We start from the raw sequence: 18,491 nt of genomic DNA on the forward strand, positions 1-18,491 counted from the left end.
CCCCCTTGCTCTACGTCTTTTGTTATCCCATCTTTTCATGCTGGCATTGTTCTTTCTAGCCTGTTTGTTCATCACGCTGCCAGTAGCGTTTCTTACCAAAGCCCAGCGCATTGTCCGTCATTTTGATTTCTGTCAGTTCGAGCCGCCAAATCGGCGCTTGCGATGCACGGGCAATAGGGAAGCGAGTGTTGTACCGCGCTCTGGCCTCTTGTGCCGCATCACCGTCTAACTGCACCGCCTGTCCCCGAAACTGTACGCCTTTAATCAGCATCACACTCTTCGGCTGGCCGCTGACCGTACCGGCCACCTGCGGCAGCCTTGCCATGATTTCACCGTGACGTGTCTGCAACTCCGTCATTAGATAGAAGGCTATTTGTTCATCGTCATAAGTATAGAAGCAACTCGCACACCATAATTCCGAATTTTCACCTACGCATAACGTCAGTACGTGCAACTTCTTCAAATAGCGGGAGATTGCCTCAAGATCGCGGCCTGTTTCTCTCAATTCTTTCTGCATCACGGCACCTCAATCCACTTTCTGAACGAACGTATCCTGCCCGACCACACGTTGGCCTTGCGCAGAATGCGGCAGCATGGTTTGCAGAGGCTGCCCGGTGTGTTTATCCAATAGCAGAGAGCGGGGTTCCCCTTCAGCGAACAACTGCTGCTCGCTCCACTGGCGTAGCGCCACAACGAGCGGAAATAGCTGCTCACCTTTTGGTGTCAGAACATATTCCTGATAGGCCGAGCTTTCGGAAACGGGCTGAACGGAAAAGATGCCCTCGTCAACCAAGGTACGCAGACGGTCGGTAAGAATATTTTTGGCAACGCCCAAACTGCGCTGAAAATCGCTGAAACGGCGGCGATTGTCGAAAGCATCCCGGATAATTAGCAATGTCCAACGATCGCCAACCACATCCAGCGCGCGCGCGACGGGACACACATCCTCTTTCAGACTTTTGCGCTTCACCATGACTATTTCCTCCCCTTTTTCCTGTTCATCCTACCTGCCTTACCCACAAGCTGAAAAACTGACCGCACATTTTCTGGTTGCAGAGTAAAACCAGATCGTTCATGCTTCAACTGGTTTTATTTTGAAACCAAACTGAGTAATGAAAGCCAATATTATGAAAAATAGTCCTATTCATACCACGTCATCCGTCACTGAATATGATCTTTACAGCAATGCGCTACCTGCGCAGACGGCATTACCGCGCGCGTTAGTGCTGCTGTTTGCCTGTGCCAGCGCCCTCAGCGTCGCTAATGTTTATTACGCACAGCCGCTGCTGGATGCGCTATCGATAGATTTTCATATCAGTATCGCCGCCGTTGGCGGCGTGATGACGGCAACACAGCTTGGCTGTGCGCTGGCGTTAATTCTGCTGGTGCCGTTAGGTGACATCCTCAATCGACGCAATTTGATGTTGGTACAGTTGAGTGGGCTAATTGTGGCGCTGATTGCCGTTGGGTTAGCCACCACATCCCTGTATTTATTGATCAGCATGCTAGCCGTGGGCATGTTCGGTACGGCCATGACTCAGGGTCTGATTGCTTATGCCGCGACCGCTGCCGCACCGCAGGAGCGTGGGCGCGTTGTGGGAGCCGCGCAGGGCGGCGTGGTGATTGGGCTTTTGCTCGCTCGCGTACTGTCCGGTTTCATCGCTGATATGGCAGGCTGGCGCAGCGTGTACTTCTTTTCCGCACTGCTGATGCTCCTGCTTGCCACGCTTTTATGGCGCGCACTGCCACATCAGCCGCTAGCCCAACAGCGCCCGCATTATTCCGCGCTACTACTTTCGATGCTGACCCTGCTGCGTAAAGAACGCGTGTTGCAAATACGCGGCGTCATCGCTTTACTGATGTTTGCTGCCCTGAGCATTTTTTGGAGCGCGCTCGTTTTACCGCTAAGCCGCGAACCTTATTTCTTTTCTCATACGGTTATCGGCGCGTTTGGTCTGGTGGGTATTCTCGGCGCACTGGCGGCAGTGAAAGCAGGCTCGCTGGCCGATAAGGGCCGCGAACAGTGGGTCAGCGGCATCGCCCTATTATTGCTGCTGGCATCGTGGCTGCCGCTGTGGCTAGCACCCTATTCTCTCTTCGCTTTGGTGGTCGGCATCATCGTTCTCGATCTGGGCGGACAGGCCATTCACGTTACCAACCAAAGCATGATTTTCAAGACGCATCCCGATGCACACAGCCGTTTGGTTGGCTGCTATATGCTGTTTTATAGCATCGGTAGCGGCCTTGGCGCGATGGCAACGACAGTGGCATATGACGCTGCTGGCTGGTCAGGCGTATGCCTTCTTGGCGCCGCCGTCAGCCTGTTGGCATTACTCTTCTGGAAAATGACGTTGCACGTTTCAGCGCCGTCATCGACCGCATTCACACCGTCATGATAACGGAAACGATTCTTGATAAAGGAAAAACCATGAACGAACTGACATTACTGGCTGATGCCGATGAGCGCGGTAGACGTTATCTGGCGGGGAATACACAGCGTCGGGTTTTTCCCGATGCCGATGCCCTCGCAGGGCTAGCGCGTTTTGATGAAGTGCTGCCGCAACAAGGTTTCTCGCCTGAAGACACCCTAACGCTACTGGATGAGGTCGGTTCACCCGCCACCACCGCTTCTAATGGCCCGAACTATTTCGGCTTTGTTATCGGTGCGACATTGCCAGTTGCCGCTGCCTCCGAGCGATTGATGATCGCCTGGGATCAGTGTGCGTCCACCTTTGATAATTCGCCGGTATCCGCCACGCTGGAACGCCTCGCCAGCCGTTGGGTGCTTGATATCCTGAATTTACCGACAGAAAGTGCCGTTGGTTTCGGCACCAGCGCCACCGCCTGCACCCTTTCTTGTCTGGTCGCCGCACGCCGTGATCTGTTGGCAAAACAGGGCTGGGATTTTGACAACGATGGGCTACTCGGCGCACCTGAGATTAAGGTTGTGATTTCAGCACTGACGCACATTACCGTGAAAAAAGCGCTGCGCGTGCTTGGCTTTGGGCTACGCCATGTCATCGTCGCACCTGTTAATGCGTTTGGGCAGATCGATGTAACACAGCTTCCTCCGCTCGACGAGCGCACCATTCTTTGTTTGCAGGCTGGTGAGGTAAACACGGGCGAATTTGATGACTTTGCACAAATCATTCCGCTCGCTAAAGCGGCAGGAGCTTGGGTTCACGTTGATGGGGCGTTCGGGCTCTGGGCCAGAGCCTCATCTCACGCGGCACTCACTGCGGGTATCGAACTGGCCGACAGTTGGACAACGGACGCGCATAAATGGCTAAACACCCCCTACGACTGCGCGATGGCGATTTGCCGAAATGCGGACGCGTTAGCCGAGGCGATGAACGCGGATGCGGTTTACTCAAGCGCGGCACGCGATGCCCAGAAGAATCTAACGCTCGAATTTTCCCGTCGCCCGCGTGGGATTCCCGTATGGGCGGCATTGCGTACATTGGGGCGTGACGGCGTGGCTGAGATGATCGAACGACACTGCCGGCAGGCAACGTGGATCGCCGACGGCCTGCGCCATGCGGGTTTTGAGATAGTAAATCGGGTGGTGCTCAATCAGGTTCTGCTGCGTGGGGAAACCGACAGCCAAACGACGGCAATACGGGAAGCGTTACAGGCTTCGGGCAAGGCATGGTTTGGCGGCACTGTCTGGCAAGGGCGTCCGGCATTACGAATCAGCGTCTCATCCTGGCGTACACAGGACGACAACGTGCAGGCGCTGATCGCGCTGCTGACGGAGATCAAAGCTCAAACCCCACGCTGATCGAGGTATAAAACGACTATCCCCGCAAACGCGGGGACAGGGGGGAAGGATGACGTCATCAGGCCATTGCGTACCGATGTGCTAGACGTAAACGCTAATGCTGGAGACTTGTCCCTGAAAGCGATTCAACGCCTCTGCCGCACGTTGCAGACTTTCGGTATTTTGCACTTCACTACGGGATGACGCGCCCGCGACACCTTGCTGAATAGTGTCGAAAACATTAATCGGCTGGAATACATTAGAAGGTGGAATACTCCCACCTTCAGCTGGCGGCGAGGAGATAAAACCCAGCAGCGCGGAGCCTTCTTCCCGCCCCAATTGCCCGCTGCTAACCAGACTACCGACCGTTTCGTACAGTTCGGCAGGACTAATGCGGGTGAAATCATACCGCGTCGTCTCACCGGCAGGAACGGCACCACTGCCCGCCTGATAAGACTGAAGCTGTTCGGACAGCGCCACTTTCTCGGCATGCTCTGTAGAACGCTTCGCCATCACCTGCTGGCTGGCAAAGACGGACGACTCTGCGGCTTCAACTTTCATATCACCTCCTTACGGGTAACGTATGGAAGACAAAAACTCATTGGCATAGTGCCTCACCAGTACGGTGAGCACAAAAATAGCGTTCTTTAATACTGACACGCAATCCACCATCGCGCCAGCCAGAAGCGGGATTTGGTTACGCTGGCGCGGGGAGCACTATGATGATGCGGGGAACACTATACTATATAGTGCAGTGCATCATGCTGCTCTTAGCAATAATCGCCGAACCAGCGTGTTAATCGACAAAAGCACTCACGGGAATATTGAATCGCTTAGCGAGTGCCCTCATGTGAGCAAGTGTTAACGTACGCTCACCATTTAGAATACGGGATACCAGAGACTTTTTACCGATCTCAGCTTCAAAATCACTCTGCATTAGCTGGTGCTGATCCATGAGGACACGTAGCAAAGCGATACCGGCAGGGAGTGCCTTAATACGTTCGTTGAAGGCTGCAAACTCCGGCGCATCATTTTCGTATTGATCAATTTTGGCAGTCAGCATATCGATTAGCGAACTATCTGGCTCACTCTCGATCAGATATTCAGTGAGTTTCAGTGCATCCTCATAATCCTTACGAGAGGTGCTGCCTCCGAGAAAAGGGACGATACTCGTCAGATCGTTAGCTGCCTTGATGGCGTCTGAATATATCATTCTTTATTCCTCCGGTAATGCTCTGTCAGCCTGTCGTACTCTGCATGGGATGTTATGTGTTTGATGAAGATTTTTCCTCGCTCAAAATCAGCAAAAAACATCACTCGAAGATGCCCACCACCGATATCAATAACCCACCACTTTTCCCGATATTTCATCCTGTCTAAGCTGGGAAAGCGATTTTTCATATCGTCCGGCGTTGCGTACATTTCGCGTTTTATAACTCGATATAGGTCAGCAAGTGCTGCCGCCTGATTCGGAAACTGGTTGGTTGCAGTGTCAAAAGGTGCCCGAGAAATCACATGCATCCTGATTCATTCCCTTTTGTTTCCAAATTGGAAATAATATGCCGTAAACGGAACGAGTTGACAATAAGGAAACCCGTATAATTTACATTCCTGATATTCGGTTTATTCCCCGCTAGCGCGGGGAATACGGAGATCGCATTCAGATGGTAAGAACGAGCCTCACACAGTCGGCGCATTACTCGCTAGTGCAACGACGTTCTCTTGTTCTGCGGGAGCTTTGCTGGTTTTCTCTTTTTTCTTTTCCACATAGGTCAGTTTTTCCTGACTCTGCGTCGGTGGGGTCACCGGGTGGGATTGGCCAGTGAAGATGCCACCCTTTTCGATGGAAAGTTCATCGGTGAAGATATCGCCGAACACTTTTCCTTGCGCCAGAATCGCCACAACGCTGGCGACTACGCGTCCTTCCACACGACCGTTGATGACGATCTGCTGCGATCTCATTTCGCCGTTTATCTGGCCGGTGTGCTCCACTTTAATCGTGTTATCACACTGCACGTCACCTTCTACCTGACCTTCCACAGTGATGTTGCCATCAACGGACAAAGAGCCCGTCATACGCGCGCCCTGAGAAATGAAGGTATCCTTTTTCACACGCACAGGGTTCACTGAATTAATCAACTCGTTCGATGGGCTGATAGCGGGAGAGCTGTTTATTTCACTGCGCCCTTGCGGTTCTTTTACATCTTTTTTATTTTTATCAAATGAAAACATCATGTTATTCCTTTTAACAGTATAGAAAAATGCAATCACGGCACTTGCGGCCAACATGGCAGCCACTCCTTGACCGTAATAGTGAAGGGGAAATTCGCTATAAATATCAACAAGCCAGACGACAACTAATAAAGCCCATATCGCCCATATTCCCCAAAGCAGGTTGTAATTACGCACCGGGATAAACCCAGAAAGAGGTGGGGTAACGCATATCCTTCTCCATTCGTCCTTTTTGCTGCTTAATTTCCAGATTAATTCTGGCCACGCCCCATAACTATCGGATGGTAAGCCCTTTTATTTAGTCCAATGACCGTGGCAACGTGATGACTATCGCATAAATTTTCGCCAATACGGTGTGGAAATGTGAGTTTTATTGATGTGGGTGCATCTCTTCGGTGAAGAGTATTGCGCAGCTAAACCGATTCTTCTATTTTAGCAAACAGTCTGACTATCGTTGATAAGAGTAACTTTATGGCAAACAGAATTTGGGTCATGGGCGACGCCGTTGTCGATCTCATCCCGGAAGATACGGAACGCTATCTGAAATGCCCCGGCGGTGCACCAGCCAATGTCGCGGTTGGCATTGCCAGACTGGGGGGAAGCAGCGCTTTTGTCGGCCGCGTCGGTGACGATGTTTTTGGCCATTTCCTGAAAACGGTGCTGGAACAGGAAAACGTCGATACCTATCACATGACGTACGACAAACACCACCGCACATCAACCGTGGTCGTGAGCCTTGATGACGCGGGTGAACGCACCTTCACGTTTATGGTGCGCCCGAGTGCCGACCTGTTCTTACAACCGGAAGATCTGCCGGTATTCAACCGGAGAGAATGGCTGCACCTCTGTTCTATTGCACTGTCGCAGGAACCGTCGCGCAGTACGGCGTTTGAGGCAATGCGGCAGATTAAAGCCGCGCTGGGGCGAGTTTGCTTCGACCCCAATATCCGTGACGACCTCTGGCAGAGCGAGCAGGAACTGCGCGACTGCCTGACACAAGCGCTGATGCTGGCTGATGTGGTGAAACTGTCGCGCGAGGAGCTGACCTTCCTCTGTCCAACAGCGGATGTTGAAGAAGGGATCCAGCAGTTCATGCAGCGCTACCCCACTCGGCTATTGCTGGTGACGCTGGGCAGCGAAGGCGTCTGGCTGCACGATCGCCACCAGCTACAACACTTTGCTGCGCCGTCGGTAACACCTGTCGATACCACGGGTGCAGGGGATGCCTTCGTTGCCGGTTTGCTGCACGGCCTGGCGGAATATGACGATTTATCGCAGCCGCTGAGCTGGGACCCGATTATCGAGCAGGCGCAGCAGTGTGGCGCACTGGCTACTACGGCAAAAGGCGCGATGACAGCACTCCCCTACGCGCAGCAATTGCACACCCTCCCCGTAGCCAAGCCCTAACCCTTCGGCTCATGCGGTTACCGCCCGGTTTTGTAGCCAGGATCACAGTTACAGAATCGGGTGAGTGAAATTTCTTGCTAACCCTTCTGCTGGCTTTTATTTTCCTCATGAAAAACCGGTTTAGCAATTTAGCTAAACGTGAGAATTCCAAAAACAATAAATCTCCTTCACGACGAGAACGAAAAAATGAAACCAAGCCACCTTGCTGTGACGATAGGATTATTACTCTCCTCCCCGTTTTATGTTTCTGCTGCCAACACCGACAGTATCGAAGACCGCCTGAACGCAATGGAACAGCGTTTGCAACAGGCTGAAGCACGTGCTCAAGCCGCCGAGGCCAGAGCCAATGCCGCTGAAAAGCAAACCCAGCAGCTAGCAACCCGCACAACCCAAACCGAACAAAAAACCCAGCAGGTGGAACAGCGCACGACGGCGCTGGCCAAACAGAAGTCGTTCTCCGATGGATTCGAATTCCACGGCTACGCACGTTCCGGCCTGTCGATCAATGATTCCGCCACCAGTGCCAAAACCGATATCGGGCCGGGCATGTCCCCTGCCGGTCAGACAGGTGGACATATTGGTCGTTTGGGTAATGAAGACGACACTTACGTCGAGCTCAAACTGGAACACAAACAGAAGCTGGATAATGGCGCAACCACTCGATTCAAGGTGATGATGGCGGACGGTCAGCGCAGCTATAACGACTGGACGGCGACCACCAGCGATCTGAACATCCGCGAAGCCTTCGTCGAACTGGGTTCACTGCCGACCTTCACCGGTGTCTTTAAGGACACCACGCTGTGGGCAGGCAAACGCTTCGATCGTGATAACTTCGATATTCACTGGCTAGATAGCGATGTTGTGTTCCTCGCAGGCACCGGCGGCGGGATCTACGACGTGAAATGGGCGGATAGCGCCAAGAGTAACTTCTCGCTGTATGGCCGCAGCCTCGGTGAAATCACCTCGCTGGATAACGACATCAAAAACTACGTCTTTACCGCCAACAACTACGTTGGGCCATTCCAATTCATGCTGAGCGGATTAACGGCCAAGAATAACGATGTAAAAGAAAACACAGGTACAAGCCGCGATAACATCACCGTCACCAATACCAATGCGGGCGACAAAGGCTATCACGCGATGGTGGCTTACCACGGCGACAGCTTCTATGGCTTACGCGACGGGACATCGAAAACCGCGATCCTCTACGGTCACGGGCTAGGCGGCGAAGTGAAGAGTATCGGTTCCGACGGTAATCTCACCAACGATGCCAACACATGGCGCTTTGCAACCTACGGCACAACCGCGCTGAACAAAACCTGGAGCTTCGCACCGTCCATTCTGGCGCAAACCAGCAAAGACCGTTACGTCAGCGGCGATAGCTACGAATGGGTGACCTTTAATGCGCGCCTGATTCAGGAAATCACCGAAAACTTTGCACTGGCCTATGAAGGCAGCTATCAATACATGGACCTCGATCCGCGCGGTTATCGGAGCCTGAATCAGGTGAGCGGCGGCTTCTATAAACTGACCTTCGCGCCTACGTTCAAGGTCGGCGATATCGGCAACTTCTTCAGCCGTCCTGAACTGCGCGTGTTTGCCAGCTACATGGACTGGGATAAACGACTGGATAACTACTCCAACGATGATACGTTCGGCTCCACCGGCTTTAAAGCAGGCGGTGAATGGAACTTCGGCATCCAGATGGAAACCTGGTTCTGATCATTAGCCAGCCTTAGCGTCGATTACGCTGTGATCGACGCTGAAGAAACAGCATATATAGAGGAATAACATGGATATCAACGCTACTGCCGCTGCGCTAATCCCCCTTCTCGGCGGGAAAGAAAACATCGCCAGCGCTGCCCACTGTGCGACCCGCCTACGTCTGGTATTAAATGACGACAACCTGGCTGACAAGAAAGCCATTGAGGGCGTTGACGGCGTTAAAGGCTGCTTCCAGAACGCCGGACAAATGCAGATTATTTTCGGTACCGGATTAGTGAACAAAGTCTATGCAGAGTTCATTAAAGCCGCAGGCATCAGCGAATCAAGCAAATCCGAAGCGGCTTCTATCGCGGCGAAAAAGCTGAATCCGCTGCAACGTCTGGCGCGTCTGTTATCTAATATCTTCGTCCCTATCATGCCTGCGATTATCGCGTCCGGCCTGTTGATGGGGCTGCTCGGCATGATCAAGACCTACGGCTGGGTCGACTCCAGCAGTGCAATCTTCGTGATGCTGGATATGTTCAGTTCCGCTGCCTTTATCATCCTGCCAGTGCTGATCGGTTTCACTGCCGCACGGGAATTCGGCGGTAACCCCTATCTGGGCGCAACGCTGGGCGGCATTCTGACGCATCCGGCGCTGACCAACGCTTGGGGCGTCGCGGGTGGCTTCCAGACCATGCATTTCTTCGGCATGGACATTGCCATGATCGGCTATCAGGGCACCGTATTCCCGGTACTACTGGCCGTCTGGTTCATGAGCATCGTGGAAAAACGTCTGCGTAAAGTTGTACCGGACGCACTGGACATTATCGTCACACCTTTCCTGACGGTCATCATCTCCGGCTTCGTCGCGATGCTGCTCATCGGCCCGGCGGGGCGCGCACTGGGCGATGGTATTTCTCTCGTCCTCAGCACGTTAATTGCTCACGCGGGTTGGTTCGCGGGTTTACTGTTCGGTGGCCTCTATTCCGTCATCGTGATCACCGGCGTTCACCACAGCTTCCATGCCATTGAGGCAGGGCTGCTTGGTAACCCGAATATCGGCGTCAACTTCCTGCTGCCGATTTGGGCAATGGCGAACGTGGCGCAGGGCGGCGCGTGTCTGGCGGTCTACTTTAAAACGCGTGACGCAAAAATCAGAGCGATTGCCGTTCCGGCGGGGCTTTCCTGTCTGCTGGGTATCACCGAAGCAGCGATCTTTGGTATCAACCTGCGTTTCATCAAGCCGTTCCTCGCAGCACTGGCAGGCGGTGCACTCGGTGGCGCGTGGGTCGTCTTCAATCACGTCAATATGACGGCCGTCGGGCTGACCGGTTTTCCGGGGCTGGCCATTGTGCAAGGTGGATCGATGCTTAACTATCTGATTGGGATGTTGATTGCATTCGGTGCCGCCTTTGTCATTTCCTTACTGCTGAAATACAAAACGGATAGCGAATAATGAAGGAAGTCCACTTAGTAAAGCGCATGGCGCACGCCCTGATGTCAGGTCACTCACGGAAACAGGAAGACCCGTATCGCCCGGAATGGCATCTGTCACCGTGTGTGGGTCTGCTTAACGATCCGAACGGATTTATTCATCATAATGGGCGTTACCATCTGTTTTATCAGTGGAATCCTTTAGCCTGTGCCCACGGAGCAAAATTCTGGGGGCACTGGAGTTCCGCCGATTTGGTGAACTGGAAGCATGAACCCGTCGCGCTGGTGCCGAGCGAAAGCTATGAAAGCCACGGCTGCTACTCCGGTTCTGCCGTCGTGGACCAAGGTGCAATCACGCTGATTTATACCGGTAACGTCAAATACGATGACGGTTCACGCACCGCGTTTCAGTGTCTCGCCCGCGAAAATTCTAACGGAGAATACGACAAGCTGGGCGCGGTTCTGACGCTCCCGGACGGCTACACTGGCCACGTTCGCGATCCCAAAGTGTGGCATCATGACGACCACTGGTACATGGTGCTCGGCGCACAGGATCTCGATCTTCAGGGGAAGGTCGTGCTCTATCGCTCCGCCGATCTACTGGCGTGGGAAAAGATCGCCGAGATCGCCGGTTCTCGTTTGAGTGGGCTCGGTGATTTTGGCTATATGTGGGAGTGTCCAGACCTGTTCCCGCTGGATGGCAAAGATATACTGATTTGCTGCCCGCAGGGCGTTCCCGCCGAAGACGAACGTTATCTGAATACCTTTCAGGCGGGCTATTTCATTGGCTCACTCGACTACGAGAGCGGCGTTTACCCACATCAGGATTTCCACGAACTGGATCTCGGCTTTGAGTTTTACGCTCCACAAACCACGCTGAGTGAAGACGGGCGACGCCTGCTGTTTGGCTGGATGTCGATTCCTGACGACAATGAGTTTTTTGAACCGACGATCGAGCACGGCTGGATCCATATTATGACCTGTCCGCGTGAACTCACGCGGCATGGCGATCGCGTTTACCAACGTCCTGCGCGCGAATTGCAACAGTTGCGTAGACAGCATTACACCTGGCAAGGTGCCGCAGACTACGCCTCGCCGCTGCCCATAAGTAGCGCGGAAGTGCTCATCACAGTTCAGGGGGAATTCCAGCTCAATCTTGCCTCCCAGCTTGTTCTCTGTTGGGACGGCGAGCGTGTAACGATGAGCCGACGCAACCGCCGCACTGGCGAGCCCGAGCACCGCTACTGGCGCGGCGACCTGAGTCAATTGCAGATATTATGCGATCGCTCCAGCGTTGAAATTTTTATCAACGACGGCGAGGCCGTGATGTCTGCACGCATGTTCCCAGAAAGCGAGGCGACCATGACGTTCAGTGGCTCTGGGCGATTAACGCTACAACACTGGCTGTTAGCGCAGTGCGTGATAGAATAACTTTCCTTTTTTCTGATAGCAGACCACGCGGTGAAACCGACTAAACGCATAACAATCAGTGACATCGCCGCGCTGGCTGGTGTATCAAAATCCACCGCCAGTCTGGTGCTTAACGGCCGTAGCAAAGAATTCCGCGTTTCTGATGAAACGCGCGATCGCATTTTAGCCGTCGCGCACGAGCAGCGTTATCAGCCCAGCATTCACGCACGTTCACTGCGTTCCTCACGCAGTAACACGTTGGGGCTGGTAGTGCCGGAAATGACCAACTACGGCTTCGCCGTGATTTCCCGCGAGCTGGAGATGCGGTGCCGTGAAGCTGGGTTACAGCTGCTGATTGCCTGTACCGACGAAAATGCCAGTCAGGAGATGATGGCGGTCAACAGTCTGGTACAGCGTCAGGTCGATGGCCTGATTGTCGCCTCCAGCCTTCTGAGTGATACCGAGTATCAGAAAATTAACCAGCAGCTACCTGTCGTGCAATTTGACCGGATTATTGGTGATTCCACCCTGCCGATGGTCATTTCCGAAGCGGTAGAATCCACGGCGGAAATGGTCGAGCGTATCGCCCGCCAGCATCGTGATGAGTTCTATTTCCTTGGCGGCCAGCCGCGAATTTCCCCGACTCGCCACCGTCTGGAAGGCTTCCAGCTTGGGCTGGCACGTGCCGGCATCGACTGCCAGCCAGAGTGGATTCTTCATGGTAGTTACCACCCCAGCGCAGGTTACGAAATGTTTGCTCAGCTGTGTGCGACGCTGGGTCGTCCGCCAAAAGCACTGTTTGTTGCCGCCTGTGGCTTAATGGAAGGGGTGCTGCGTTATATGAACCAGCATAACCTGATGGAAAGCGGCATCCGTCTGTGCTGCTTTGACGATCACTATCTGTTTGATTGTTTACCGCTGAAGATCGATACCGTGGCACAGGATTGTGAAAATCTGGCACGCAACAGCTTTGAAATGATTACGAGTTTGATCGCACAACAGCCGCTTGAAGAAGATCGACGCTATATCCCGACGCGTATTCACTGGCGTCATCCTGACTCGCGGGCATAGCCATAGCCCAACACACTTCACCAGCAGGTAGAACGTAAAAAGGGAATGTGGTTAGCGCCGCTTCTGAGAGCTTCGCATCACATTCCCTTTTGAATCGATCAGCCGTTATTTAGCGGCAGCGGTTTCCGCACCAACCAGGCCCACCTTGAGGTAGCCCGCTTTACGCAGTGAATCCATCACGCTCATGATGGTTTCATAATCGACGCTTTTATCTGCCTGAAAGAAGATGGTCGTTTCTTTGTTGGCACTGGTTTTTGCATCCAGCACCTGAGCCAGCGACTGCTCGTTAACCACCTCTTCCCCCAGAAACATTTGCTTATCCGCCTTTACCGTCAGGTAGAGCGGTTTTTCTGGCCGCGGCTGCGGTACTGCCGATGAAGCAGGTAGATCGACACGAATGTCTACCGTTGCCAGCGGGGCTGCTACCATGAAGATAATCAGCAGAACCAGCATGACGTCAATGAACGGCGTGACGTTAATGTCATGCATTTCACCGTCATCACTCACGTCCTCCTTCAAATGCATCGCCATGACTTAACCCACCCGCAGTTTGTGCGCGGCTGAAGACGCCCGGTTATCGTTGCTGGCAGCCACATCGAGATCGCGACTTTGCAGCAGCAGCACTTGTGCCGCCACATCACCGACTGTCGCTTTGTAGCCAGCAATCGAGCGTGCAAAGACGTTATAGATGACAACCGCAGGAATCGCCGCAACCAGACCAATCGCCGTCGCCAGCAGGGCTTCCGCGATACCCGGAGCAACTACCGCCAGGTTAGTCGTTTGCGTCTGTGCGATTCCGATGAAGCTGTTCATGATGCCCCATACTGTACCGAACAGCCCCACGAACGGTGCAACCGCGCCGACCGTTGCCAGATAGCCGTTACCACGCCCCATGTGACGCCCGGTAGCCGCCACACGACGTTCCAGACGAAACGCGGTGCGCTCTTTAATCCCGTTGTTATCATCAGAACGGGCGGACAGTTCCAGTTCGTTCTGTGCATCGACCAGCAATTGCTGCGCTACGCTACCTGCTTTGAACGCATCCGCCGTTTCCAGCGCATCGTCGAGCGTTTTCGCCTGTTCCAGCGCCAGATATTCACGGCGCAGTCGACGTTTCGCGCCAGACATTTCGACGCTTTTACTGAAGAAGATCGCCCAGGTAATCACGGAAGCCAGCAGCAAACCGATCATTACCGTTTTCACTACGGCATCAGCGTGCTGGTACATGCCCCAGACGGACAAGTCGGTTTTCATCAGATTGTTAGTGCCCGGCGCCGCACTGGCAGGAAGCGTGAGCGCTGACGTTGATGCTTGTGCATCGGTCGTCACGGGTGCGGAAGGGGACGCAGCAGCAGGCTGCGCGGCTGGCGCGGCATTCTGTGTCGATAACGGCGTCGTTGCCTGAGCCGCAAACGCATTTCCACTTAGTCCCGCCGTACACAGCAGGATAACCAGCACGCTACGGGAAAATGCGCTGAACGCGCCACGTTTTTTTTGCCAGGTTGATAACACCTGTTGAGTTGTATTACTGACAGCCGTCTTCACGCTGTGCCTCCACCATTCGTTCTGTACAATATCCACACATACCCACAGGTATCAATGCAGCAATAACGCAGCCTGAAATGATACCAAACCCTGAACGGATTGATAGTAGTTCTCATTATTATTTACATCAGATAACCCACTTTTTCTTGCGTTCTGACAGGGTTTTTGGGGGTATTACCTGCACATCGACAGGAAAGGCATAAGAAAATCATAAAAAATAGCATTCAGGAATATATCTGGCAGGTGGCAGGCGCTGGGGCTCATCTAAAACTCAGTTCTATATCATGAGGTTTTTGTGATCGACATTAAGTTATCACACCATTTCATGATGGCTGGCGATAAGTTTAGTGAAATAAATAGAAACATAAGTACACAATAAGATAAATAAAAACACCAAGTTACGTATATTTAGATTAAGAAACCAGTAATAAAATCCATATAAAACAGCATTTCACATTAGCTTTTTCTTTTGTGACACGAGTCATTCTACCAAGTTGTATAATAGGTTAGCTTAATCCACAGAGAATATCGGCGCGCGCCACAATAATAGCTCACATAAGGACGCCGTCCTCTCACCCGTAAACCCTCTGTTCATTACTCTATTTTTCATGGGTTTACATTTTTAATGTCACCATTTGATTATCGATAATGTCACCCTACCTCTGGAGATAACTCAATGAAGCTGTCGAAAACATTGATCGGCGTTTGTCTGGGCTCTACTGCATTACTGATGAGTCAAGCGATTCAGGCACAACAAATTAAAGCCTCTGATGTTCACCCTGAAGGTTACCCTAATGTCGTTGCTGTTCAGAAAATGGGAGAGAAATTAAAAGCTGCCACCAATGGCAGGCTGGAAATTAAAACCTTCCCCGGCGGCGTATTAGGTGATGAAAAACAAATGATTGAGCAGGCACAGCTCGGTGCGATTGATATTATCCGTGTATCAATGACGCCCGTTGCCGCTATTTTACCGGAAATAGAGGTCTTCACCCTGCCCTATATTTTCCGTGATGAAGATCATCTTCACAAAGTACTGGACGGAAAAATTGGCCAGGAAATTGGTGACAAGATTACCCATAGCAGTAAATCAAAATTGGTTTTCCTGGGCTGGATGGACGCGGGAACGCGTAATTTAATTACCAAACAGCCAGTAGCAAAACCTGAAGATCTTAAAGGCATGAAAATTCGCGTTCAAACCAGCCAGGTTGCTCTCGCAACGTTGAAAGCCATGGGGGCTAACGCCATCGCCATGGGCACCAGCGAAGTCTTTAGCGGCATGCAAACCGGCGTCATTGACGGTACCGAAAATAATCCACCGACCTATGTTGCGCATAACTACATGCCTGTTGCCAAGAATTTCACCTGGAGCCGCCACTTCATTATTCCTGAGTTGTTCCTGTATTCCAAAACCAAGTGGGATAAGCTTTCCAAGGAAGATCAGGATCTTATCCTGAAGCTGGCAAAAGAAGCGCAGCAAGAACAACGCGTACTGTGGAATGAATACAATCAGCAATCACTGGATAAAATGAAGGCTGGTGGCGTTCAGTTCCATGAAATCGATACCGAGTACTATTTCAAAGCGACGCAGCCCGTGCGCGATCAATTTGGTGCCAAATATCAGGAGCTGATTAAAGCCGTCGCCGACGTCCAATAATTCAGACCGCATTCCAGCGGATAAATAGCAGAATGTTGACGAGCATATTTACGTAATTAAAACGGTGATAATGGAAGACTAATCCATTATCACCGCGCTACGGCTTTGTCAGCGATCTCTGTTATCTATTATCCGCCACCCTAATGGCCTGATATAAACAATTATCCTTCGCTTATCACTCAGCCGAGTGAATATAGGTGACACAATGGCACAGTCTTATCACTTAAGTATGGATGTACTCTATCGTATTGCCATGTGGGTTTCTGGTCTGGCGTTACTCATTATGACGCTAATAATTCCTATCGGCATATTTGCACGTTATGTTTTAAATGCTGCATTATCCTGGCCGGAACCCATTTCGATTATTTGTATGGTGACGTTTACTTTTGTAGGCGCAGCAGTCAGTTACCGTTCCAACTCACATATTGCCGTCAGCATGTTGACCGACAGATTGCCAGAATCCGGTAAGAAGATTTGCATTCATTTGTCGAATCTCCTGATGCTCTTAATTAGCCTGTTTATTCTCTATTACAGCACCGTGCTCTGCATGGAATTATGGGAACAACCCGTCGCAGAGTTTCCATTATTAACCGCGGGTGAAAGTTATTTACCGCTGCCTATTGGCTCGTTAATTACCGTGCTCTTCATCATCGAAAAAATGTTTTTCGGCCCGCAGGATAAACGCCCTGTGGTCATGCTTGGTAGTTCTTAATTCGGAGCCAATACCATGGATGCATTTATTCTTGTTGTCACGCTGGCTGTGCTGCTGGCGGTCGGCGTTCCCGTCGCCTACGCGGTAGGACTGAGCGCGATTGTTGGCGCTTTCTGGATCGATTTGCCACTTGAGGCAGTCATGATTCAAATTACCAACGGCGTGAACAAATTTTCGCTGCTGGCGATTCCCTTCTTTATTCTGGCTGGCGCCATTATGGCTGAAGGCGGTATCGCCCGTCGTCTAGTCAGCTTCGCGTACATCTTTGTCGGCTTTATTCGCGGTGGCTTATCGCTGGTTAACATCGTGGCATCGACATTTTTCGGTGCGATATCCGGCTCTTCCGTAGCAGATACCGCCTCAATCGGCTCAGTGATGATCCCGGAAATGGAGAAGAAGGGTTATCCGCGCGACTTCTCCGCCGCCGTCACCGCCAGCGGTTCCGTGCAGGCCATTCTGACACCGCCGAGCCACAACTCCGTGATCTACTCGCTGGCAACCGGCGGCACAGTTTCTATTGCCTCACTGTTTATCGCAGGGATCCTGCCCGGTTTGCTGCTCAGCCTGACTCTGATGGTGATGTGTGTCGGTTTTGCACATCGGCGCGGCTACCCGAAAGGCGAACGTGTACCGTTTCGTCAGGCGCTAAAAATCTTTGTCGATACACTGTGGGGGTTGATGACAGTCGTCATCATCATGGGGGGGATTCTGTCCGGTATTTTTACCGCGACCGAGTCTGCGGCCATCGCCTGCCTGTGGTCCTTCTTCGTGACCATGTTTATCTATAAAGATTATAAATGGTCAGAACTGCCCAAGCTGATGTACCGCACGGTAAAAACCGTCACGATCGTGATGATCCTGATCGGCTTCGCCGCCGCGTTCGGTGCTATCATGACCTACATGCAGTTGCCAAGCCGCATTACCGAGTTTTTTACCTCCATTTCAGATAACAAGTACGTCATCCTGATGTGGATTAACATCATGCTGTTACTGGTCGGCACGCTGATGGACATGGCACCGCTGATCCTGATTCTGACTCCCGTTCTGCTGCCTGTCGCCATCTCACTCGGCATCGATCCGGTCCATTTCGGCATGATCATGCTGGTGAACCTTGGGATCGGTTTGATTACGCCACCGGTAGGGTCGGTGCTTTTCGTCGCCAGTGCAGTGAGTAAACAGAAGATAGAACAGGTTGTTAAAGCGATGCTGCCCTTCTACTGTGGGCTCTTCTTTGTGCTGATGCTGGTCACCTACATTCCAGCCATCTCGCTCTGGCTGCCTAAATTCTTTGGCGTCCATACGGGTTAACACATCTCAATTGCGCCATGTCATTCGCAGCAATGCAGAAAAACATGGCGCTTTCCTTCGCGTTGTCTTACCTGAAATATTTTCACCTACCTTCTGCCTTATCTTATCAAAATCGGCGGAAGCCCCTTTCGCTGCGGGAATGCTCGCAATATCGAGCAAGTTTTCTGTCATGACAAAACCCGCCCACACGCCGTTCCAGCCGTGATAACGTAGACCTTATAAATCGAATCCTAATAAATCCAATGATGCCC

The 18,491-nt window shown here is 52.2% G+C and carries 19 protein-coding genes; 10 read left to right on the forward strand and 9 right to left on the reverse strand.

Annotated elements, in window-relative coordinates; genetic code table 11:
• Positions 1 to 55: 55 nt before the first annotated feature.
• Complete coding sequence (locus tag A0G03_RS04940; RefSeq protein WP_048258433.1) at positions 56 to 517, reverse strand: YhbP family protein; 462 nt, start codon at positions 515 to 517, stop codon at positions 56 to 58.
• A 9-nt stretch (positions 518 to 526) separates the two neighbouring features.
• Positions 527 to 973, reverse strand: a complete 447-nt coding sequence (locus A0G03_RS04945; RefSeq protein WP_048258432.1) for a winged helix-turn-helix transcriptional regulator — start codon at positions 971 to 973, stop codon at positions 527 to 529.
• A 154-nt stretch (positions 974 to 1,127) separates the two neighbouring features.
• Between A0G03_RS04945 and A0G03_RS04950 the strand changes: the two genes are divergently transcribed.
• Entirely contained in the window at positions 1,128 to 2,396 is a 1,269-nt protein-coding gene (locus tag A0G03_RS04950; RefSeq protein ID WP_048258557.1) for an MFS transporter, read from the forward strand.
• 32 nt (positions 2,397 to 2,428) lie between these two features.
• Positions 2,429 to 3,781, forward strand: coding sequence for a pyridoxal phosphate-dependent decarboxylase family protein (locus A0G03_RS04955; protein WP_048258431.1), 1,353 nt, complete (start codon positions 2,429 to 2,431; stop codon positions 3,779 to 3,781).
• A gap of 81 nt (positions 3,782 to 3,862) precedes the next feature.
• Here the strand turns inward: A0G03_RS04955 and A0G03_RS04960 are convergent, their stop codons facing one another.
• The 4 genes from A0G03_RS04960 to A0G03_RS04975 all read right to left on the reverse strand — a co-directional run bounded on the left by A0G03_RS04960 (position 3,863) and on the right by A0G03_RS04975 (position 5,992).
• Entirely contained in the window at positions 3,863 to 4,321 is a 459-nt protein-coding gene (locus tag A0G03_RS04960) for a hypothetical protein (RefSeq protein ID WP_048258430.1), read from the reverse strand.
• Positions 4,322 to 4,556: 235 nt separating this feature from the next.
• Positions 4,557 to 4,973 carry a helix-turn-helix domain-containing protein gene (locus tag A0G03_RS04965; RefSeq protein WP_048258429.1) on the reverse strand — a complete coding sequence of 139 codons (417 nt, stop codon included), beginning with the start codon at positions 4,971 to 4,973 and terminating at the stop codon, positions 4,557 to 4,559.
• Positions 4,970 to 5,281 (reverse strand): type II toxin-antitoxin system HigB family toxin, encoded by a 312-nt coding sequence (locus A0G03_RS04970; RefSeq protein WP_048258428.1) that lies wholly within the window; start codon positions 5,279 to 5,281, stop codon positions 4,970 to 4,972. The genes A0G03_RS04965 and A0G03_RS04970 overlap by 4 nt, the downstream gene beginning before the upstream one ends.
• Before the next feature lie 159 nt (positions 5,282 to 5,440).
• Complete coding sequence (locus A0G03_RS04975) at positions 5,441 to 5,992, reverse strand: bactofilin family protein (RefSeq protein WP_048258556.1); 552 nt, start codon at positions 5,990 to 5,992, stop codon at positions 5,441 to 5,443.
• A gap of 471 nt (positions 5,993 to 6,463) precedes the next feature.
• Here A0G03_RS04975 and A0G03_RS04980 point away from each other — a divergent pair, with 471 nt between their 5' ends.
• The 5 genes from A0G03_RS04980 to A0G03_RS05000 all read left to right on the forward strand — a co-directional run bounded on the left by A0G03_RS04980 (position 6,464) and on the right by A0G03_RS05000 (position 13,021).
• Positions 6,464 to 7,399 (forward strand): aminoimidazole riboside kinase, encoded by a 936-nt coding sequence (locus tag A0G03_RS04980; protein ID WP_048258427.1) that lies wholly within the window; start codon positions 6,464 to 6,466, stop codon positions 7,397 to 7,399.
• Between the two features lie 186 nt (positions 7,400 to 7,585).
• Positions 7,586 to 9,121: a carbohydrate porin gene (locus A0G03_RS04985; protein WP_048258426.1), complete on the forward strand. Its 1,536-nt coding sequence runs from the start codon at positions 7,586 to 7,588 to the stop codon at positions 9,119 to 9,121.
• A gap of 70 nt (positions 9,122 to 9,191) precedes the next feature.
• The gene (locus A0G03_RS04990; protein WP_048258425.1) at positions 9,192 to 10,562 is read left to right on the forward strand and encodes a sucrose-specific PTS transporter subunit IIBC; all 1,371 of its coding nucleotides are present in this window, start codon (positions 9,192 to 9,194) and stop codon (positions 10,560 to 10,562) included.
• Positions 10,562 to 11,971, forward strand: a complete 1,410-nt coding sequence (locus tag A0G03_RS04995; protein ID WP_048258424.1) for a glycoside hydrolase family 32 protein — start codon at positions 10,562 to 10,564, stop codon at positions 11,969 to 11,971. Before A0G03_RS04990 ends, A0G03_RS04995 begins: the two co-directional genes overlap by 1 nt.
• Positions 11,972 to 12,001: 30 nt before the next feature.
• Positions 12,002 to 13,021, forward strand: a complete 1,020-nt coding sequence (locus A0G03_RS05000) for a LacI family DNA-binding transcriptional regulator (RefSeq protein ID WP_048258423.1) — start codon at positions 12,002 to 12,004, stop codon at positions 13,019 to 13,021.
• A gap of 105 nt (positions 13,022 to 13,126) precedes the next feature.
• Here A0G03_RS05000 and exbD read toward each other — a convergent pair whose 3' ends face one another.
• A complete protein-coding gene (gene exbD / locus A0G03_RS05005; protein WP_039304187.1) occupies positions 13,127 to 13,552 on the reverse strand; it encodes a TonB system transport protein ExbD in 426 nt (141 codons plus the stop codon).
• A gap of 3 nt (positions 13,553 to 13,555) precedes the next feature.
• Positions 13,556 to 14,566 (reverse strand): tol-pal system-associated acyl-CoA thioesterase, encoded by a 1,011-nt coding sequence (gene exbB, locus A0G03_RS05010; protein ID WP_080965205.1) that lies wholly within the window; start codon positions 14,564 to 14,566, stop codon positions 13,556 to 13,558.
• A 676-nt stretch (positions 14,567 to 15,242) separates the two neighbouring features.
• On the opposite strand from exbB, the gene A0G03_RS05015 reads away from it, so the two are divergent.
• From A0G03_RS05015 to A0G03_RS05025, 3 genes are all read left to right on the forward strand, one after another.
• A complete protein-coding gene (locus tag A0G03_RS05015; RefSeq protein WP_048258422.1) occupies positions 15,243 to 16,220 on the forward strand; it encodes a TRAP transporter substrate-binding protein in 978 nt (325 codons plus the stop codon).
• Between the two features lie 205 nt (positions 16,221 to 16,425).
• Entirely contained in the window at positions 16,426 to 16,932 is a 507-nt protein-coding gene (locus A0G03_RS05020) for a TRAP transporter small permease (RefSeq protein ID WP_048258421.1), read from the forward strand.
• A 15-nt stretch (positions 16,933 to 16,947) separates the two neighbouring features.
• Complete coding sequence (locus tag A0G03_RS05025) at positions 16,948 to 18,240, forward strand: TRAP transporter large permease (protein ID WP_048258420.1); 1,293 nt, start codon at positions 16,948 to 16,950, stop codon at positions 18,238 to 18,240.
• Between the two features lie 6 nt (positions 18,241 to 18,246).
• Here A0G03_RS05025 and A0G03_RS21845 read toward each other — a convergent pair whose 3' ends face one another.
• Positions 18,247 to 18,411, reverse strand: a complete 165-nt coding sequence (locus tag A0G03_RS21845; RefSeq protein ID WP_157860046.1) for a hypothetical protein — start codon at positions 18,409 to 18,411, stop codon at positions 18,247 to 18,249.
• Between the last annotated feature and the right edge of the window lie 80 nt (positions 18,412 to 18,491).

Source organism: Pectobacterium peruviense, assembly GCF_002847345.1.
Classification (GTDB): domain Bacteria; phylum Pseudomonadota; class Gammaproteobacteria; order Enterobacterales; family Enterobacteriaceae; genus Pectobacterium; species Pectobacterium peruviense.

Coding starts and splice junctions, on each gene's coding strand:
- A0G03_RS04970 (WP_048258428.1), bottom strand. CDS start 5,281: ATGCATGTGATTTCTCGGGCACCTTTTGACACTGCAACCAACCAGTTT.
- A0G03_RS04940 (WP_048258433.1), bottom strand. CDS start 517: ATGCAGAAAGAATTGAGAGAAACAGGCCGCGATCTTGAGGCAATCTCC.
- A0G03_RS04945 (WP_048258432.1), bottom strand. CDS start 973: ATGGTGAAGCGCAAAAGTCTGAAAGAGGATGTGTGTCCCGTCGCGCGC.
- A0G03_RS05015 (WP_048258422.1), top strand. CDS start 15,243: ATGAAGCTGTCGAAAACATTGATCGGCGTTTGTCTGGGCTCTACTGCA.
- A0G03_RS04955 (WP_048258431.1), top strand. CDS start 2,429: ATGAACGAACTGACATTACTGGCTGATGCCGATGAGCGCGGTAGACGT.
- A0G03_RS05025 (WP_048258420.1), top strand. CDS start 16,948: ATGGATGCATTTATTCTTGTTGTCACGCTGGCTGTGCTGCTGGCGGTC.
- exbD (WP_039304187.1), bottom strand. CDS start 13,552: ATGGCGATGCATTTGAAGGAGGACGTGAGTGATGACGGTGAAATGCAT.
- A0G03_RS04950 (WP_048258557.1), top strand. CDS start 1,128: ATGAAAAATAGTCCTATTCATACCACGTCATCCGTCACTGAATATGAT.
- A0G03_RS04965 (WP_048258429.1), bottom strand. CDS start 4,973: ATGATATATTCAGACGCCATCAAGGCAGCTAACGATCTGACGAGTATC.
- A0G03_RS04990 (WP_048258425.1), top strand. CDS start 9,192: ATGGATATCAACGCTACTGCCGCTGCGCTAATCCCCCTTCTCGGCGGG.
- A0G03_RS04960 (WP_048258430.1), bottom strand. CDS start 4,321: ATGAAAGTTGAAGCCGCAGAGTCGTCCGTCTTTGCCAGCCAGCAGGTG.
- A0G03_RS04975 (WP_048258556.1), bottom strand. CDS start 5,992: ATGTTTTCATTTGATAAAAATAAAAAAGATGTAAAAGAACCGCAAGGG.
- A0G03_RS21845 (WP_157860046.1), bottom strand. CDS start 18,411: ATGACAGAAAACTTGCTCGATATTGCGAGCATTCCCGCAGCGAAAGGG.
- A0G03_RS04995 (WP_048258424.1), top strand. CDS start 10,562: ATGAAGGAAGTCCACTTAGTAAAGCGCATGGCGCACGCCCTGATGTCA.
- A0G03_RS04985 (WP_048258426.1), top strand. CDS start 7,586: ATGAAACCAAGCCACCTTGCTGTGACGATAGGATTATTACTCTCCTCC.
- A0G03_RS04980 (WP_048258427.1), top strand. CDS start 6,464: ATGGCAAACAGAATTTGGGTCATGGGCGACGCCGTTGTCGATCTCATC.
- A0G03_RS05020 (WP_048258421.1), top strand. CDS start 16,426: ATGGCACAGTCTTATCACTTAAGTATGGATGTACTCTATCGTATTGCC.